We start from the raw sequence: 16,107 nt of genomic DNA, 5'->3' as shown, positions 1-16,107 counted from the left end.
GAGCAAAATAAACACTCTCATTTTAAAAGTATTTATTGTGCTCAATTTTTAATTTTTAATAGGTCGCTGTAATATTATAGTTGGCTGTATAAGGAGTGTTCGCAACCAAGTCAGTACCGCCTATGGTTATAGTCCCTCCAACTACCACACCCATTTGAAAAGCAGCACTATCCCCTAAAGTGCCGCTAGTTGGAGTGTCTGCAAACAAGATTGTTGCAGTAGCAAATGTAACTGCACTATCATCTCTGACCATAAAACCTTTAGGTGAAAAAGAAAAGTCACCACCGGTGGCTACTGAGCCTAAGGTAAGTGTGAAAGACTGATCTGTTTGCCCTTTTACTGTATACACACCAGCAAGATTGTTACCAGCACCAGTTGCAACAGCTAAACAGCCTGTGCCAGTAATCGCATCTTCAATATCAGCATTTGGAATAGTGCCATTGTTACCATTATTTGCAGCAAGTACATTTACATCCATAGTACAGGTTGATGCGGCTGTTCCTATGACATTTTGGCCAAAGGATAGTGCATTATTTTGCGTTATTTCAAGGTCTTGAATGGTCACGAAACCGACATTGAAAGGGGCGACAACAGCAGAGGTTGATAAGGAAGCAGAGATTAAAACTGTTCCTGCTAGAGCACGAGTTATCATGTTTTTTTTCATAATGTTATCCTATTTGAAATAAAATTGCCTGAATTGTAAAGTCAAACTGATACGCTTCTGAGGCAGTTTACCCATAATGTACTTTCGTCTGGAACTATCACTAGTGACAGATGTAAAGTTACCCTTAATGATATTAGTACATTTTTTGTACTTTTTTTAGTTTTTCATTTTTATGAGAGTCGAAGAAGTACCTTCTAAGCAATAAAAAGAACATGACGGGGAATTTCAAACATTCGAATTAAAATTAAGATTGTTATAAACAGGGGCTACTCTGAATTATTTAATAAATAGGGTATATAAAGTACCTATTAGTGGAGTTGGAATTTAAACTTATTGACCTTTAATAATAAGATCATTCCCAGCCACGGTAGGAAAGGCACTTTTCATGACAAAGTAAGGCATAGAAAGTGAATTTGCTGCCAAAATATTAGCATTACTCATTTTCATTAATCGAGAGTTAATATTTATGCCAGACTTGCTGTAATTTATGATGCCAGAAACAACGAATGTGTTTGCAGAAATACTGTGTGACTGACGTTTAAAAATGAAACTACCATATTCAGTGGTTTTAATATGGGTATTAAGGTTTGGCTCAAGTAATTTGAAGCCTGCTTGATGTAAAGAAATTATCAGTATCTCAGCGAGTTTATTACCAAAGGCATGTGTATTGTTTAAATTATCATCTAAATCTACATAAGATGTAACGCTAACGCCTGAAATTGTACTAATGTCAACTTGGCTGGCGAGCTCAAATGCAATGCGATCGGCATATTTTTTTAATAGTTTATAGCTTGAAGATGTTTCTTTTATTTCGGTATTTTCAAGCGAGTTAGGCTTGTAACCATAACCATATTGGCTAAATCGACTGGCATAATGCTCATCATGGTACTGCATAGAAGAGCAACCTAAAATGATAAAGATTAAAAAACCACTAAAGCAATAACGTTTCATCAGTTTGCCTTTCGTTAATTAAAAAGAAAATGAAAAAGCTCATTTACTAATATAAGTTTAAGCAGTCATTGTGCTTTTTGTACATTTATACACGATATTTTTTCTTTATTTGGTTATGGTCGTTTATTGTTAAGTACTGAACTCGGTGATTTTACTACATGAAATTGATACATATAAATAAATGCTTCAGGGTACCTTAGTTCTATTTTGTGCCAATAGTCTAAAGTTTGTTTATCTTTATTTGTGGGGTTTTGCGCTAAAATAAGTTTGAACTCTTCTCTATTTTTAATTGTTGGGGACATGCTTACAAAAGATAAATTGCACTTATTTAATAATGCTTTAATTTCTGGGATTGAATACTCTATTTGTTGAGGATGGATTAATAAATCATATAAACCGTTTAAATAAAAAAAATCAGATACTTGATACCATGCATTAGCTTTATTTTCAGTCGTTAATTGGCTTCGCCATTGTTTTATTCCTGAGCGTGTTATGCCTTCCTCATCCGTTTTTAAAAATGTCATAATATTTTTTTTAATATTTTTTAAACTTTTTCTTGCTGCTCTGCTGTAAAATCCCAGAAACATACGACCATTATCAGTAAGTACTTTATTTAACGCAGCTAATCCATCACTGGGACATGCCATATGGTGTAAAACTCCAGTACATACTATATAATCAAATCTCAGCCCTAAAGTATCAATATCTAAAATATCAAGAAGTATAAAATTTACATTTGAAATGTCATATTTTTTTGTCATTAGTTCAGCATAAGCTATGCTAGTTGGACTTAAATCTATTGCAGTTATATGAGACATCTTATGAGTGATGGCAAAATCGATTAATTGCTGTCCGGTACCGCACCCTGCAAATAAAATATCTGTTTCATTCGTTTTAACCTGATTGCTTACCTTTACACTCTTCCATTTTGGATAAGGGTTCTCCATATAAAATGATTGAACAAGCTTAGATGTTTTCTGATTGATGATGCCTTTATTTTTACTTAAAGAAACATCAGTATAAAATTGTAAATCTGAAGTGAGACTTTTGAATTGATCATTTTTAAATAGATCTTGATTTTTTTTCCAAAGCATCAAAGACTCTTCAAAAGATGAATGGCAAATCAAAAGTAAAAAGTGTTCTAGTGTAGTGTTTTGATTATCTAGTATTTTATTTAGGTAAAGTCTGTCTTGCTTGGTATTTGAATAGAGGCCATCATTCAATAAGGTTTGACAAGCCAAGGACGATAGAAAAGGTAAATATGCGTGAATGTCATCACCTTCAACAGCGCGACTTAGTATTTCTTGCCTGCTAATAAGGATTAAATTTTCGGTAAAATAGTCTGTGATTAAGCTTCTCTCAATAAGTTTGCAAAAAACTTCATCTTGTAACAATAGGTCTATTGCATGAGTAAACGAATTACTTGCTAAGGATAGTGCTTTTGGGTGTTTAGAGATCAGCTGACGCCATAATAAAGGTATAACTCTAAATTCTAATTTTACTAGTTCCATCGCTAATTTTAAAGGTTTTTCTAGTAATGGTACATATGATTTTAGTTCACTTTTTTCAAGTATATTTAACAGTTCTTCTAAATCTTGATATTGATTATTACCATGACCTAATGCATTTAGAATACTGGTGATCGCTTTATTCCAGTTTTTTAAATTTGAATAACAAATTGCTAAGTTAGAATACGCAGCTGATAAATTGGGATTTAGATGTAATATAAACTCTAACCCTGTTATTGCTTCATGATATTTACCTTGTCCTATAAGTTGCTTACAAGCTTTTAAGTAATCTTGAGTCATAAAATGTATTCTATATAAATAATATTGGTTTTAATTATTACTTATAAAAAATTTATTGTTAGTCTGAATGCTATTTTATTAATGCTCCACAATGGAAGCTTCACTAAAATGCATTTGCAAATTATTTTATATGATATCAGTATTTGACGACCTGATTTTCAAGTGAATTCAAACCTTATGAACTTCTACTACATTTATAATTTTTACGTTCTCGCTTTACTAAATCGACGTTGAATTTATAATTCGTATCAACAAAGAGGCTTGGTAGTTTCTATTTTGAATGAACTTTTAGGGAGAAATAATTCTAGCACTGAAGCTATGTGTAAATGGATAGATTAACGATAGTCTTTTTTGTATAAATCTTTTCATAATTATTGCTCATTGATAGAGAGCAATAATTATTTCATTTGGAATTTTAAAGTAATATCTAACTTAATAAAAAATATGAAACTATTCTTATTAAGTTAGATACGTAATTAACTCTTCTGAACCACCAATATGTTTACCCGAAATAAAGATTTGAGGCACAGTATCTTTGCCTGTGATTGCTTTTATACTTGTAATTGATGCATCTTTCCCTAGTGCGATTTCTTCAAAAGTTAAGCCTTTTTCTTTTAATAAGGTTTTAGCTTTTTGACAAAATTGACAACCAGGTTTTGTAAAAATTGAAATTGCTTCTACTGGTTTTTGATTTGGGTTGATGTAATTCAACATGGTATCGGCATCTGATACTTCAAATGGGTCTCCGGGTACATCTGCTTCAATGAACATTTTATCAATTACGCCATTTTTGACTAACATTGAATAACGCCAACTACGCTTACCAAACCCTATGTCTGACTTATCAACTAACATGCCCATGCTATCAGTAAATTCACCATTTCCATCAGGTATCAATTGAATGTTTTCAGCTTCTTGATTAGCAGCCCAAGCATTCATCACAAATGTATCGTTTACTGAAATACATATTATTTCATCAACGCCATTTTCTTTGAAAGTAGCAGCTAACTCATTAAATCTAGGTAGGTGAGTTGATGAGCATGTTGGTGTAAAAGCACCTGGTAATGAAAATACAACAACGGTTTTATTTTTAAATAGTTCATTTGTTGATAGTGTAATCCAGTCATCATTTTTACGCATTGGAAATGTGATACTTGGAATTGTGTGACCTTCAATATTATTGAGCATAATGAACCTTATAAGTTAGTCTGATTTATCGTCTGAGTTCAGTATTGCTTAAATTTTATAATAGGTCTAATTGATTGTAGTTATCAACGCAATCTATAAAATAGATTGAATTCAAAATAGCCATTGTTTTAATGATTAGTTAAGTGTTTTATTGCAATGTTAAATTAGGAAATGTTACTTATAACTCAGGCTCTTTAAGTTCGACTAAAAGTACGATATCACTTGTTTGAATATTGGCGAGTAATTTATCACCGATACTATTTGCTATGGCGCTGCGAGTATAAACTTGATTAACTCTAACTTGATTAGCGCTTGTAATTATATATGGCTGCTTATTGCCTTCAGGATCTGTAAAATATGATTGATATGCGATTGAAAATGACTGCCCTTTTTTAACACCATGCTCTTTGCCTAAATTAAAAGTAATTGTATTTTCTTTTATATGTTTTATTTGACCTTGTAGAGGTAGACAAGATAATTTTTCTTGTAAATCAAGGCTGATTTGATTTGACAAATTATTAATTGATTGCCCATATTCTGAATGCCAAAATTTTTGACTTTTCACATCGACTCTAGCTGTTTTTTTGAATCGCCAAATTCCACTTGTCGAGTAATCTTTCTGCATTACAATTTCTTGAGTTAAAGCATTAAAAAGAATAAGTTCATACCCAAAAAAACGTTCAAAGCGATTTGACTGCCAAAACATGAATTCTGAATTTTGTTTTTCACCCATAGAAATATCTTTAATTTTAGATATTAAAACATATTGACTATCACTTTTATGAGCCAATTGCTCAATGATTCTAGGGTTAAAGTTATAATGTTGGTTAAAAAACTCTTCGGTTCTTATTGCATGTTGGTAATACGGTCTTGGAGTTATCGCTCTGTCGGCTAACTTTATTGATTTGAAAATCTTTTCGCCAAATATTTTATTTATGTCAAAAATTTGACCTGTTCGGGCATGTTCTCTGTTGGGCATTTGTACTTGAGTGATAGCTAAACTTTTTTTAAATTCTGAAGCAAAACATTGTTGTTCATTTGCAAAGATATCTAAACGTAAAGTCACAGACACTGTATCTTTAGAATAAACTTCATCTATTAGCTCTATTCTTTCAATTTCACCATGAGAGCTAATATGTGTTTGCTCTTGTGTCATTACACCATTAGCAACTGTTTGTATGCTTGATACCGATGCTCCCGCAAATATAAGAGCTTGTTTTATTGCATCCTCTATTGCTCTGTTTTTTGCACTATTGTTATCACCATCTCTAACTTGAGATTGTCCTGTTGATTCATACCATTGAGCTTGGGAAAGTAAAGGAAAGTATAAGAAAAATAAACACAAAAATTTGTACATAAAAAACTCTCTAATATTTATTTGATCTAAAATAATAAACCATGAAGTTTTACATAAAGCAATTGTTATACCAAGGGTGAAAGCAAAGGTAAAAATGGGCATATAATGTGCATGTACGTTAAGATTAAATTAATCACCTTATAAAATGGCTGGCATTATGAAGAAACCTTTGATTATAATTTGTTTTATACTGCTACTTAGCGGTTGCGCTAATGTATTTGATAAACATATTGAATATGCTTATCAGGAACCCGATAGTTATCCTATATTAAAAGCAGTTGGGTATGCACCAATTAGTTTACAACCGGGTAAAAATCAACAGCAGAAGGAAATCCTTGCTATTAAAGCCTCTAAACTTGAAGCGTATAGAGAGTTAGCTGAACAGGTTTATGGTCAACAGATAACTGCGAATGCATCTGTTCGAGGTATGATCACAACTAATGATACATTAAATTCAAAAGTACAAGGGGCTGTACGAGGTGCTAAAGTTATTAAAAGTTATGCTGTGGGGGATAGTTATGCCACTGAACTAGAACTTGATATGAAGTTGGTTCATGATTTGTATATTGGCCAAGTAAAACCAAGAACAGTGAAAAAAATTACTTATTACTGATTCTTAAGTTGTAAATAATTGGCTTTTAAAAATTAGAGTTATCTCTCTAAGTCTTTATGGTTAGATTACTTGGCTTTAGGAAAGTTTTTCCTTGAATCGGTAAAAATAAATTGACTGATGTTTTATCTAACTATATTTTACTGGTACTAAGTTGTTACGTTTAAACAGTTTAGTGTTGGAGTTATGTTTAATTATTCATGACTTAATTATTATCCAGTAAACAAAAGGATGGTCTAAATAGTCAATTTTTACATATTGATAATTTAGCCTTTGTAAAAAATGAAACGAATCTTATCATTGTCAATTGCAAGCTTACTTACATTTAGTTCTTTATCAGCTAGCGCAGTAAGTAATGAAGTTGTTATTCCGGAGTTATTAAACTCTTCAACTATTTCATCAGTATCCGCAGATCGACCTTCTTTAGTTACCAGTACTTACAGAACTAGTATGTTTCTTAATCAAGGTCAAAGAAAAACTTTATGGAAAACCTTTTCTAAGGAAGCAGATTATAATCAATTAGCTGCTTTTGTCGCTATTTCTTATGGTGATTTAAGAAGTGTGAGCTGTAGAATTTCACTTTATAATGGCAGTAGCAGTCAAGCATTTAAACAATTGAATTGTGGCCGCTCTCAACAATGGAATCCAACGACACCAGATGTACCAGTACTAAACTCTACTTTGAGAGCTAAAATTGAACTTTATAATGCTGATTTTACACAGTCTAGTAAGTTAGTGAATCTCATTTTAACTCCTAATTTTGCAACAACAGATGATAACGATTCCGATGGTTTACCTGGTTGGTTTGAAACTTTAAGAAACCTATCTGATTCAGACGCAACGGATGCAGACTCAGATAGAGATCTTGATGGTTATACTGCGTTTGAAGAATATCAAGCGGGTACTCACCCATCAGACTCAAATAGTAAACCACTATAAGGTCGCTTTTGACTAAACCATAAGTATATTTTATAGGATGAATTACTTATGGTTTTATTATTGATTAAAAGTCAGAAGATAGAAAAATAAAAGGAGAGTAACTTTAAGTTTCGTTGAATTTTAGTTTTATTGCCGTTGTTAAGTAATGCTTTTATGCTTTTATGCTTTTACCTAGTAGGTTACCAGATTGTGATAAACCTTTTTTGTCATATGTAATTGACTTTATTGATCCTAGTAAGATCTCTGTTACTTTTTTAACTGCTACTTGAGTTTGGTGAGCTGCATGGGTATTAATATCGTTTTGTTGCTTGCAATTTGTTAATTGTTCGTTGATATTTTTTATGTCGTCATCAATATTTGGCAATATTTTTTTAAACTTATTTAATGAAAAGTCGGAAAGTTTTTTATCTATTTTTGATATTTCTTCTAAAATAATAAGTTTTTCTTTGGCTGTACTTTCTAATTTATCACCATCTCTAGTATTAATAGCTTCTAACTCATTTTGCAATGTTTGCCATAACGAGCTTAGGTTCTTCTTTTGAGCAACCAAAGACTGTTGAATACTTGCAATTACCTGTTCATTTTCCATAATTTCACTAACCATATAAATCAAATTCAAATTTAGCGATGTTTTCAGCTAATTTTTCAGCATTGAGTTGATAATTACCTTCGCTAATTGCTTTTTTTAATTCACTTACTTTTTTGCTGTCAAAACCTGAAGATTGTTCTGCTTTTTCATGCAAACCTCTTAATTGTTGTGCCTGAGGTGTCAGGTTTACTGAATCAGTTGTTGTTTTTGCTAATGTTGCCGGTTGCTTTTGGGCTGCCGCAACATCTTTATTTACGTTGAGCTGTTGTTGTTTTGTATAGGTAATATTTTGTTGATTACCTTTGTTTACTTGATTAACCATGAGACAGTCCGCCCAAAAAATTTCATTACTATAATTATCGGCCAATTAATTAAATAGTTTAGCATATATATTAAATACTTACTTGTACTCTATCAACACCTAATACTTTAACGTGTAACGTCTTGCCAGACTTGGCATTTTTAACTGATATTCTTTGATCTAAAATACCATCTTGAAGTGCAAAACCAGTTGTTTTTACACTTAATCCTTTAAATTTTGCAAAAATAGTAACTTTGTCTCCCTTACAAACCATGCAAACTTGATTATAAGTAATCGCAGAACCATTTTTAATATTACGTTTACTACGACTTCCGATTAAATATTGTATGTCATTTTTATCTAAGTATTGATTTCGAATTAAATGTTTTTGTTTTGATTGCATACTTAAGTGTTCTTTGGAGATTATTTCTCCTTTTATTATGTTTTTATTTATCACTACAATTGATGATAATTCGATAATTTTAACTTGAACATAAATATGCCATTTTTTTTCATCTAAACACTTAATTTGTATTGTACTTTGCCGATTACTTCTTTGAGATCTGGCTGAATTAATTAATAATTGCGTTTCACAATTTTTATCTGGGATCCTGGAATCAAGAGAAAGAGCAGATAACTCTCTTTTTCCTTCGCTTAATTCTGGTAGATGTTGTTTCACGTAGTTGATGGCTAATAGCTGTAATTCGTTTTTAGAATAGATCTTAGCTGCAATATTATTCGATAATAATGCCAATAACATGAAAAAAATAAACTTATGATGATTTTTTTTAAACAAACTCATTATGTTTCTACTATGCTTTATGTTGAAAACAGGGTATAAATATTTTGCGTCAATAATCAGACGCTTGCTGTATATAAATTTACTTATATTTTCAATGAAAGCAAAAATCATTCCGAATATTTAGCTTTTCATTCAGGAGATTGAAATGGCGGGCATTTTAGACTCAGTCAATCAACGAACACAATTAGTTGGTCAAAATAGACTTGAATTATTATTATTTAAGCTAAGAGGCAGTCAGCGGTTTGGTATTAATGTATTTAAAGTGAGAGAGGTTTTACAGTGCCCTCGCTTAACTTCATTACCTAAATCAAATTCGTATATTAGAGGTGTTGCTCATATTCGTGGGCATACTATTTCTGTTATTGATTTATCAATGGCAATAGGAGGTAACCCCATAGATGATATCGAAAACAGCTTTATTATCATTGCAGAGTATAATCGTTCTGTTCAGGGGTTTTTAGTTGGTTCGGTAGAGCGTATTGTTAATATGAATTGGGAGTCCATTTTACCTCCACCATCAGGGTCTGGCCGAGATTCTTATCTTACGGCGGTTACTGAAATTGAAAAAGAGTTAGTAGAAATATTAGATGTTGAAAAAATATTAAGTGATATCTGCCCTGTAGATACTGATGTAAGTACTGAGATTATGGCTGATGGTGAAATGCAGCAGGATTTAGGTGAGAGGATCATTTTTATTGCTGATGATTCCGCCGTAGCTCGTAATCAAATAAAAAGAGCATTAGAACCTTTAGGTATTCAAACTGAATTAGCAAAGAATGGTAAAGAAGCATTAGTAAGGTTGAGAGAAATAGTAGAGCAAGATTGTAAAACAGATATTACAGATCGAATCGCTTTGTTAATCTCTGATGTCGAGATGCCTGAAATGGATGGTTATACTTTAACTGCTGAAATTAAAGCTGATCCTAGGTTGGCGCCTTTACATGTAATTTTACACACATCTTTAAGTGGCGTTTTTAATCAAGCTATGATTGAAAAAGTAGGTGCAGATGACTTCATTGCTAAATTTAACCCCGATGAATTAGCCGCTGCAGTTAAAAAATGGGTACATTGTGATTGATTTTAAACTGAAAATAAACTGTAGGTATATCAAATTTGGCTAATAAACACTTAGAACAGCACGAGTATAATAAATTTCGTACTTTTTTAGAGCAACAGTGCGGTATTGTTCTGGGTGATAACAAATTGTACTTGGTTAAAAGTCGATTAGCACCCTTAATGTCTCGTTTTGAAGTTGATACATTATCAGAATTGGTAAATAAAACTTTGAGTCCTCGGGAGCGGCAACTACGTGCCGCAGTTGTTGATGCAATGACAACAAATGAAACTTTGTGGTTTAGAGATCAATATCCTTTTGAACTCTTGAAAAATAAAGTTTTTCCTGAATTTAAAACTTTAAGACGCCCAGTAAAAATATGGTCAGCAGCGAGCTCTTCAGGACAAGAACCTTATTCTATTGCTATGACAACGACAGAATATCAAGCAAAAAGTCCGGGCTGTTTATCTATGGGAGTGCAAATCGTTGGTACTGATATTTCCAACACTATGTTGGATTTATGTAAAAATGCAGAATACGACTCTTTAGCTTTGGCGAGAGGACTATCTACCGAAAGACGAAAAAAGTTTTTTGTTGATAGTGGGCACGGTATGGCAAAGGTTGTAGAGCCAACACGAAAAATGGCATCTTTTAGGCATTTGAACTTATTAGATTCATATGCTTTGATGGGTAAGTTTGATGTCATTTTTTGTCGAAATGTACTTATTTATTTTTCCCCTGAAATTAAATCAAAAATTATTGGTCAATTTGCTCAGGCATTGAACCCGAAAGGTTATTTATTTTTAGGTGCATCTGAATCTATGACAGGTTTAAACGATGATTTTGAAATGATAAGATGTAACCCTGGAATAATATATCAAAAGAAATAGTTGTACTTTTTAAAAAGCTAAGTAAAAAAAATGGCTTAGCTTTTATTCTCTATCCCATTCATATCGTTATTATTTTTATTCTCTAACTAATACCCTTTATATAATCTAAAGTCAGTTTGTGTTTTGGCCTAAGCCTTGCAGTATCTATCTAAAGTCAAAATTTTGGAGGGGTTATGGCAATCAGTTTTGAAAAAGCATTTGGCGTACATCCAAGTGCTATGATGGCAAGAACTCAGCGTGCAGAAATCATCGCAACAAATATCGCTAATGCAGATACACCCGGTTATAAAGCTAAAGATCTCGATTTTGAAGCTGTATTAAATCAAGCAAAGTCGAAACAAAATGGTTCTATGGTTCGTACACATGAAAAACATTTTGATATTAACGCAAATTCAATAAATGCGAATGCGCAGTTTCGTAATCCTTTACAGCCAGATACTGGCGATGGAAATTCAGTTGATGTACAAGTGGAACGAAACTTGTATGTACAAAACTCAGTAGAGTATCAAGCAAGTCTCAGATTTTTGACTGGCAAGATCCAAGGGCTTAAAAAAGCACTTAATGGACAATAGGGCATAGAGGTAATTTATGAGTTTATTTAATGTATTTGATATAGCTGGCACGGGGATGAGCGCACAATCAGTGCGACTTAATACAACTGCGAGTAATCTTTCTAATGCCAATACTATTAGTTCAAGTGTTGATGAGACTTATCGTGCTAGGCATCCAGTTTTTGCCGCTGAGCTGACAAAGGCTGCCGCTGCTCAAGGTGGAGAATCAGTAGGTGTTAAAGTTTTAGGTATAGTAGAAAGCGATAAACCGCTTCAAGTCGAATATAGTCCGGGGCATCCTATGGCAGATAAAGAGGGTTATATTTACCGTCCTAATGTGAATACAGTTGAAGAAATGGCAAATATGATCTCTGCTTCACGTGCATATCAAACAAATGTACAAATTGCAGATGCTGCAAAAACAATGTTAAGTAAAACGATTTTACTTGGCCAACGTTAATAGGGGAATAAAATGTTTGATCCGATTAATGGCAGTCAAAGTAGTAGTTACGTTGATAGCTTGCGAAAAAATGATGAAAAGGCGGCTGATACAAAACCTCAAGGACAATTGACTCAAGAGGATTTCTTCACATTAATGACAAAACAGTTAGCAATGCAAGATCCTTCAAATCCAACAGATAATGAAGCAATGATGCAGCAAATGACGAATATGTCTATTTCTGAAGGGATAACTAATATGTCAAATAAATTTGATGTATTTACTGAGTCAATGACGTCTAATCAAGCATTGCAAGCATCAAGTTTAGTTGGTCGCGATGTACTCATTGATACGCATTATATAACGAATACTCCCGGTGAAGAAGTCTCTGGGAGAATTCCACTAGATTATCCGGCATCTGATATCAAAATACGTATTGAAGATGAAAATGGAGTTGTGGTAGGTGAAGTTCCTATGGGCGCATCAACAGGCGGAAATTTAGAATTTAAGTGGGATGGTAAAGATTCTAGTGGAAATCAAGTTCCAGATGGTAAATATATTGTCAGAGCTGTTGGATTGGTACAAAACGTTCCAGATGAAGATGGTAATTTAAAAGCGCAACATATCGAATTACCGGTTCAGGTTCGTACTCGGGTGGATAGTGTGAGTATGGGTCAAAATGGAACTGGATTAACACTCAACTTTAATGATTTAGGTAGTGTTAAATTTGAAGATGTGATTGAAGTCAGTTAATAAGGTAGGAATTTAATATGTCATTTAATATAGCATTAAGCGGTTTAAAAGCATCGCAAAAAGACTTAGATGTTACTGCAAATAATATTGCAAACGTTAATACCTATGGTTTTAAAGAATCTAGGGCTGAATTTGCAGATGTATTTTCTTCTTCAATATTCTCTAGCTCTAAAACGCAAAATGGTGGTGGTGTAGTAACACAAGATGTTGCTCAGCAGTTTCATCAAGGTAGTTTATTAATCACTTCAAATTCTTTAGATATGGCTATTAGTGGAAATGGTTTTTTTGTTACAACAGAAGGACCTTTAAGTCGAGACTTTACCTACACCCGTGCAGGTGCTTTTAAGCTTGATTCTGAAAACCGCATAGTTACTTCTGATGGTAATTTTTTACAAGGGCTACCCGTTAATACGGATGGTTCAGTAAAATCAGTGAGTTTAAGTACTACAGCACCGATTCAAATTCCTGATAGTGCAGGTTCTCCTTCAGCAACAGGGCAAATTGACCTGAGTTTTAATTTAAATTCAAATGCGACTAATTTAGATCCTGCTTTATTTGATCCTACGGATACAACAACTTTTACATCTTCAACTTCAACAGTGGTTTATGACTCGTTAGGAAATAGTCGAATAGCCGCTGTTTATTATGTTAAAACAACAAATCCTGCAGCACTGGGTGCTTCTGGTGGTGCTGCACCTGGTACGCCGGGTGTCGTTGGTGGTTCTGCGGATACTAATAATAGTACATGGGCAATGTTTTCAACCGTTACCGATGATGCGGGAAATGTGGTTAATGTGGATTTACAGCAAGATCCAAACGTTGCTAATCCTGGTGCATTACAGTATCAGGCAACATCGGGGCAAAGGGGAATGTTACTACAGTTTGATAGCTCTGGTGTTGCTGTACCTGGTACTTTCCCTACACCAAGAACTGAACCTTTAGGTACCGTAGCAAATGTGACTGTTCCGGTTGTGATACCGCATGATGGCGCTGGTGTTATAAATAATGGTGCGGATCCTGATCAAACTTTTAATATGGTAATGACTAAATTAACACAAGTTTCAGGAGCTTTTGAAGTATCAGCTCTAAGTCAGGATGGTAAAACAGTTGGTCGCTTAACTGGTATTTCTATTGGGACAGATGGTTTAATCGAAGCTAAGTATTCAAATGGTGATACGCAAGCAATTAGTAAAGTTGCTCTAGTTCGTTTTCCAAATGACCAAGGTTTAACTCAAATAGGCAATACAAGCTGGACATCAAGTCAAACCTCTGGTGAACCGCTGGCTGGAGAAGCTGATTCAGGTACTTTTGGTTCGATCCGTTCGGGAACATTGGAACAATCGAATGTAAACTTAACGGGTGAATTAGTTGATTTAATCACTGCACAAAGGAACTTTCAGGCAAATTCAAGAGCACTTGAAGTAAATAATTCAATCTCTCAAACGATTTTACAAATTAGATAATAAAATTCGATAAAGTAAAGGTTTTAAGTCATACGGTTTTAAACCTTTATTTTTTCAATCCAAACACCCAACCCCTCCTAATTTCAAAGAATAACTCTTTAATATATTTTTATTTGGCATCGATTTTGCTTTATTAGACTATATATCATTTTTTTGGCGCTTTATTATGGATAAGCTTTTATACATTTCAATGAGTGGTGCAAAGCAAAACCTCATAGGAACAGCTGTTAGTGCCAATAATCTAGCTAATGCAAAAACAACAGGTTTTAAATCTGATTTTGAACAAGCGCGTTCTATGCAAGCATTTGGAGAAGGAATGCCTTCTCGAGTTTTTGCTTTGGAAGAAAGGCCTGGGTCAAATATGGAACTTGGACCAATAGCAACAACAGGGCGTAGTTTAGATGTTGCAATTACAGGAGGCGGTTGGTTAAGTATTCAGGACGCTGAAGGAAATGAAGCTTATACACGAGAAGGCAATTTACATGTTTCCTCTACAGGTCAGCTATTAACTGCTAGAGGAAGTACCGTTATAGGTGGTGGTGGACCAATAATCTTACCTGTCCCTGTCGAAAAAATTGAAATTGCTAGTGATGGAACAATTCAAGTTAGGCCGCAAGGTGCTCCTGCAAATTTTATGGAAGAAGTGGATCAATTAAAGATTATAAAACCAGAAAATAATAATCAACTTGAAAAAGGGCTTGATGGTTTATTTCGACCTAAGGATAAAGGTATTGAAGGTGATTTATGTGGTTTTTGTGAACTAGATCCGGGAGTGAGAGTGATAAGTGGTGCACTTGAAATGTCTAATGTAAATCCGGTTGAAGAAATGGTCGGCATGATTTCACATCAACGTCAGTTTGAGTTGCAAGTCAAAATGATGAAAACAGCAGAGAAGATAGATGAAAGTCAATCCTCTTTACTTAGAATTGTTTAGGTAGGAGAAATAAAATGAACCCAGCATTATGGATCAGTAAAACAGGGCTCGATGCTCAACAAACCGATATTTCAGTTATTTCAAATAATTTAGCTAATGCCAGTACTGTAGGTTATAAAAAAAGCAGGGCTGTATTTGAAGATTTATTATATCAAAATATCAATCAACCAGGTGGGCGCTCTTCTCAAGATACAGAACTTCCTTCTGGTCTCATGTTAGGTGCTGGTACTAAGGTTGTTGCAACGCAAAAAAACTTTTCTCAAGGAAACTTGTTAACAACTGATAACTCAATGGACTGGATGATCCAAGGGCAAGGCTTTTTTGAAGTATTGATGCCTGATGGCACTCAAGCTTATACACGAGCTGGTCAATTTACAACTGACGGCAACGGCCGAATAGTAACCTCTGGGGCTGGTTTTCCAGTTCAACCTGAAATGAATATCCCTGACGATGCACAATCACTAACAATATCTCAAGATGGCGAGGTTTCAGTGCATATTCGTGGACAGGCTGATAACGTTGTGATTGGTCAGTTAACGATTTCTGATTTTATTAATCCAGCAGGTCTTGAACCAAATGGGCAAAACTTATTTACCGAAACGGCTGTTAGTGGTGCGCCTGTTCAAGGAAATCCTGGTGTGCAGGGGTTAGGGATTTTAGTACAAGGCGCATTAGAAACTTCTAATGTGAATACAACTGAAGAATTGGTTAATTTAATTGAAACACAGAGAATTTACGAGATGAACTCAAAAGTGATATCTGCGGTAGATGAAATGATGAGCTTTATTAATCAGCAGTTGTAATGAAATAGGAG

The 16,107-nt window shown here is 33.9% G+C and carries 18 protein-coding genes; 10 read left to right on the top strand and 8 right to left on the bottom strand.

What is annotated here, in order from left to right; translation table 11 throughout:
* Positions 1 to 55: 55 nt before the first annotated feature.
* The 5 genes from BM088_RS06370 to BM088_RS06350 form a co-directional block, all read right to left on the bottom strand.
* The gene (locus BM088_RS06370) at positions 56 to 664 is read right to left on the bottom strand and encodes a hypothetical protein (RefSeq protein ID WP_091981819.1); all 609 of its coding nucleotides are present in this window, start codon (positions 662 to 664) and stop codon (positions 56 to 58) included.
* A gap of 330 nt (positions 665 to 994) precedes the next feature.
* A complete protein-coding gene (locus BM088_RS06365; RefSeq protein WP_091981816.1) occupies positions 995 to 1,615 on the bottom strand; it encodes a FlgO family outer membrane protein in 621 nt (206 codons plus the stop codon).
* Between the two features lie 113 nt (positions 1,616 to 1,728).
* Positions 1,729 to 3,423, bottom strand: coding sequence for a methyltransferase domain-containing protein (locus tag BM088_RS06360; RefSeq protein WP_091981812.1), 1,695 nt, complete (start codon positions 3,421 to 3,423; stop codon positions 1,729 to 1,731).
* Positions 3,424 to 3,882: 459 nt separating this feature from the next.
* A complete protein-coding gene (locus BM088_RS06355) occupies positions 3,883 to 4,611 on the bottom strand; it encodes a glutathione peroxidase (protein ID WP_091981809.1) in 729 nt (242 codons plus the stop codon).
* A 178-nt stretch (positions 4,612 to 4,789) separates the two neighbouring features.
* Positions 4,790 to 5,968, bottom strand: coding sequence for a flagella assembly protein FlgT (locus BM088_RS06350; protein WP_177207967.1), 1,179 nt, complete (start codon positions 5,966 to 5,968; stop codon positions 4,790 to 4,792).
* A 157-nt stretch (positions 5,969 to 6,125) separates the two neighbouring features.
* Here BM088_RS06350 and BM088_RS06345 point away from each other — a divergent pair, with 157 nt between their 5' ends.
* Together BM088_RS06345 and BM088_RS06340 are read left to right on the top strand one after the other, a co-directional pair.
* Positions 6,126 to 6,581 (top strand): LPP20 family lipoprotein, encoded by a 456-nt coding sequence (locus BM088_RS06345; RefSeq protein ID WP_245763769.1) that lies wholly within the window; start codon positions 6,126 to 6,128, stop codon positions 6,579 to 6,581.
* Positions 6,582 to 6,860: 279 nt separating this feature from the next.
* Positions 6,861 to 7,517 carry a hypothetical protein gene (locus tag BM088_RS06340; RefSeq protein WP_091981798.1) on the top strand — a complete coding sequence of 219 codons (657 nt, stop codon included), beginning with the start codon at positions 6,861 to 6,863 and terminating at the stop codon, positions 7,515 to 7,517.
* 151 nt (positions 7,518 to 7,668) lie between these two features.
* Here BM088_RS06340 and flgN read toward each other — a convergent pair whose 3' ends face one another.
* The 3 genes from flgN to flgA all read right to left on the bottom strand — a co-directional run bounded on the left by flgN (position 7,669) and on the right by flgA (position 9,209).
* The gene (flgN, locus tag BM088_RS06335; protein WP_177207966.1) at positions 7,669 to 8,106 is read right to left on the bottom strand and encodes a flagellar export chaperone FlgN; all 438 of its coding nucleotides are present in this window, start codon (positions 8,104 to 8,106) and stop codon (positions 7,669 to 7,671) included.
* A gap of 7 nt (positions 8,107 to 8,113) precedes the next feature.
* Positions 8,114 to 8,428 carry a flagellar biosynthesis anti-sigma factor FlgM gene (gene flgM / locus BM088_RS06330; protein ID WP_091981791.1) on the bottom strand — a complete coding sequence of 105 codons (315 nt, stop codon included), beginning with the start codon at positions 8,426 to 8,428 and terminating at the stop codon, positions 8,114 to 8,116.
* Between the two features lie 70 nt (positions 8,429 to 8,498).
* The gene (flgA, locus tag BM088_RS06325) at positions 8,499 to 9,209 is read right to left on the bottom strand and encodes a flagellar basal body P-ring formation chaperone FlgA (RefSeq protein WP_177207965.1); all 711 of its coding nucleotides are present in this window, start codon (positions 9,207 to 9,209) and stop codon (positions 8,499 to 8,501) included.
* A 145-nt stretch (positions 9,210 to 9,354) separates the two neighbouring features.
* Between flgA and BM088_RS06320 the strand changes: the two genes are divergently transcribed.
* From BM088_RS06320 to flgG, 8 genes are all read left to right on the top strand, one after another.
* Entirely contained in the window at positions 9,355 to 10,287 is a 933-nt protein-coding gene (locus BM088_RS06320; RefSeq protein WP_091981784.1) for a chemotaxis protein CheV, read from the top strand.
* 35 nt (positions 10,288 to 10,322) lie between these two features.
* Positions 10,323 to 11,153, top strand: a complete 831-nt coding sequence (locus BM088_RS06315) for a CheR family methyltransferase (RefSeq protein ID WP_091981781.1) — start codon at positions 10,323 to 10,325, stop codon at positions 11,151 to 11,153.
* 173 nt (positions 11,154 to 11,326) lie between these two features.
* Positions 11,327 to 11,725, top strand: a complete 399-nt coding sequence (gene flgB / locus BM088_RS06310; protein ID WP_091981777.1) for a flagellar basal body rod protein FlgB — start codon at positions 11,327 to 11,329, stop codon at positions 11,723 to 11,725.
* A gap of 16 nt (positions 11,726 to 11,741) precedes the next feature.
* Complete coding sequence (gene flgC, locus BM088_RS06305; protein ID WP_091981774.1) at positions 11,742 to 12,164, top strand: flagellar basal body rod protein FlgC; 423 nt, start codon at positions 11,742 to 11,744, stop codon at positions 12,162 to 12,164.
* Positions 12,165 to 12,176: 12 nt separating this feature from the next.
* The gene (locus tag BM088_RS06300; RefSeq protein WP_091981770.1) at positions 12,177 to 12,896 is read left to right on the top strand and encodes a flagellar hook assembly protein FlgD; all 720 of its coding nucleotides are present in this window, start codon (positions 12,177 to 12,179) and stop codon (positions 12,894 to 12,896) included.
* Positions 12,897 to 12,913: 17 nt separating this feature from the next.
* Positions 12,914 to 14,359 (top strand): flagellar hook protein FlgE, encoded by a 1,446-nt coding sequence (gene flgE, locus BM088_RS06295; RefSeq protein ID WP_091981766.1) that lies wholly within the window; start codon positions 12,914 to 12,916, stop codon positions 14,357 to 14,359.
* Positions 14,360 to 14,525: 166 nt separating this feature from the next.
* On the top strand, positions 14,526 to 15,293 hold the full coding sequence (locus BM088_RS06290; RefSeq protein WP_091981763.1) for a flagellar basal body rod protein FlgF: 768 nt from the start codon (positions 14,526 to 14,528) through the stop codon (positions 15,291 to 15,293).
* Positions 15,294 to 15,307: 14 nt separating this feature from the next.
* Entirely contained in the window at positions 15,308 to 16,096 is a 789-nt protein-coding gene (gene flgG, locus BM088_RS06285) for a flagellar basal-body rod protein FlgG (RefSeq protein ID WP_091981759.1), read from the top strand.
* The last annotated feature ends 11 nt before the right edge of the window (positions 16,097 to 16,107 follow it).

It is taken from the genome of Pseudoalteromonas denitrificans DSM 6059, assembly GCF_900112265.1.
In the GTDB taxonomy this organism is placed as follows: Bacteria; Pseudomonadota; Gammaproteobacteria; order Enterobacterales; family Alteromonadaceae; genus Pseudoalteromonas; species Pseudoalteromonas denitrificans.
Note: the sequence above shows the minus strand (reverse complement) of the source record. Positions and strands in the feature narration are given on the sequence as shown.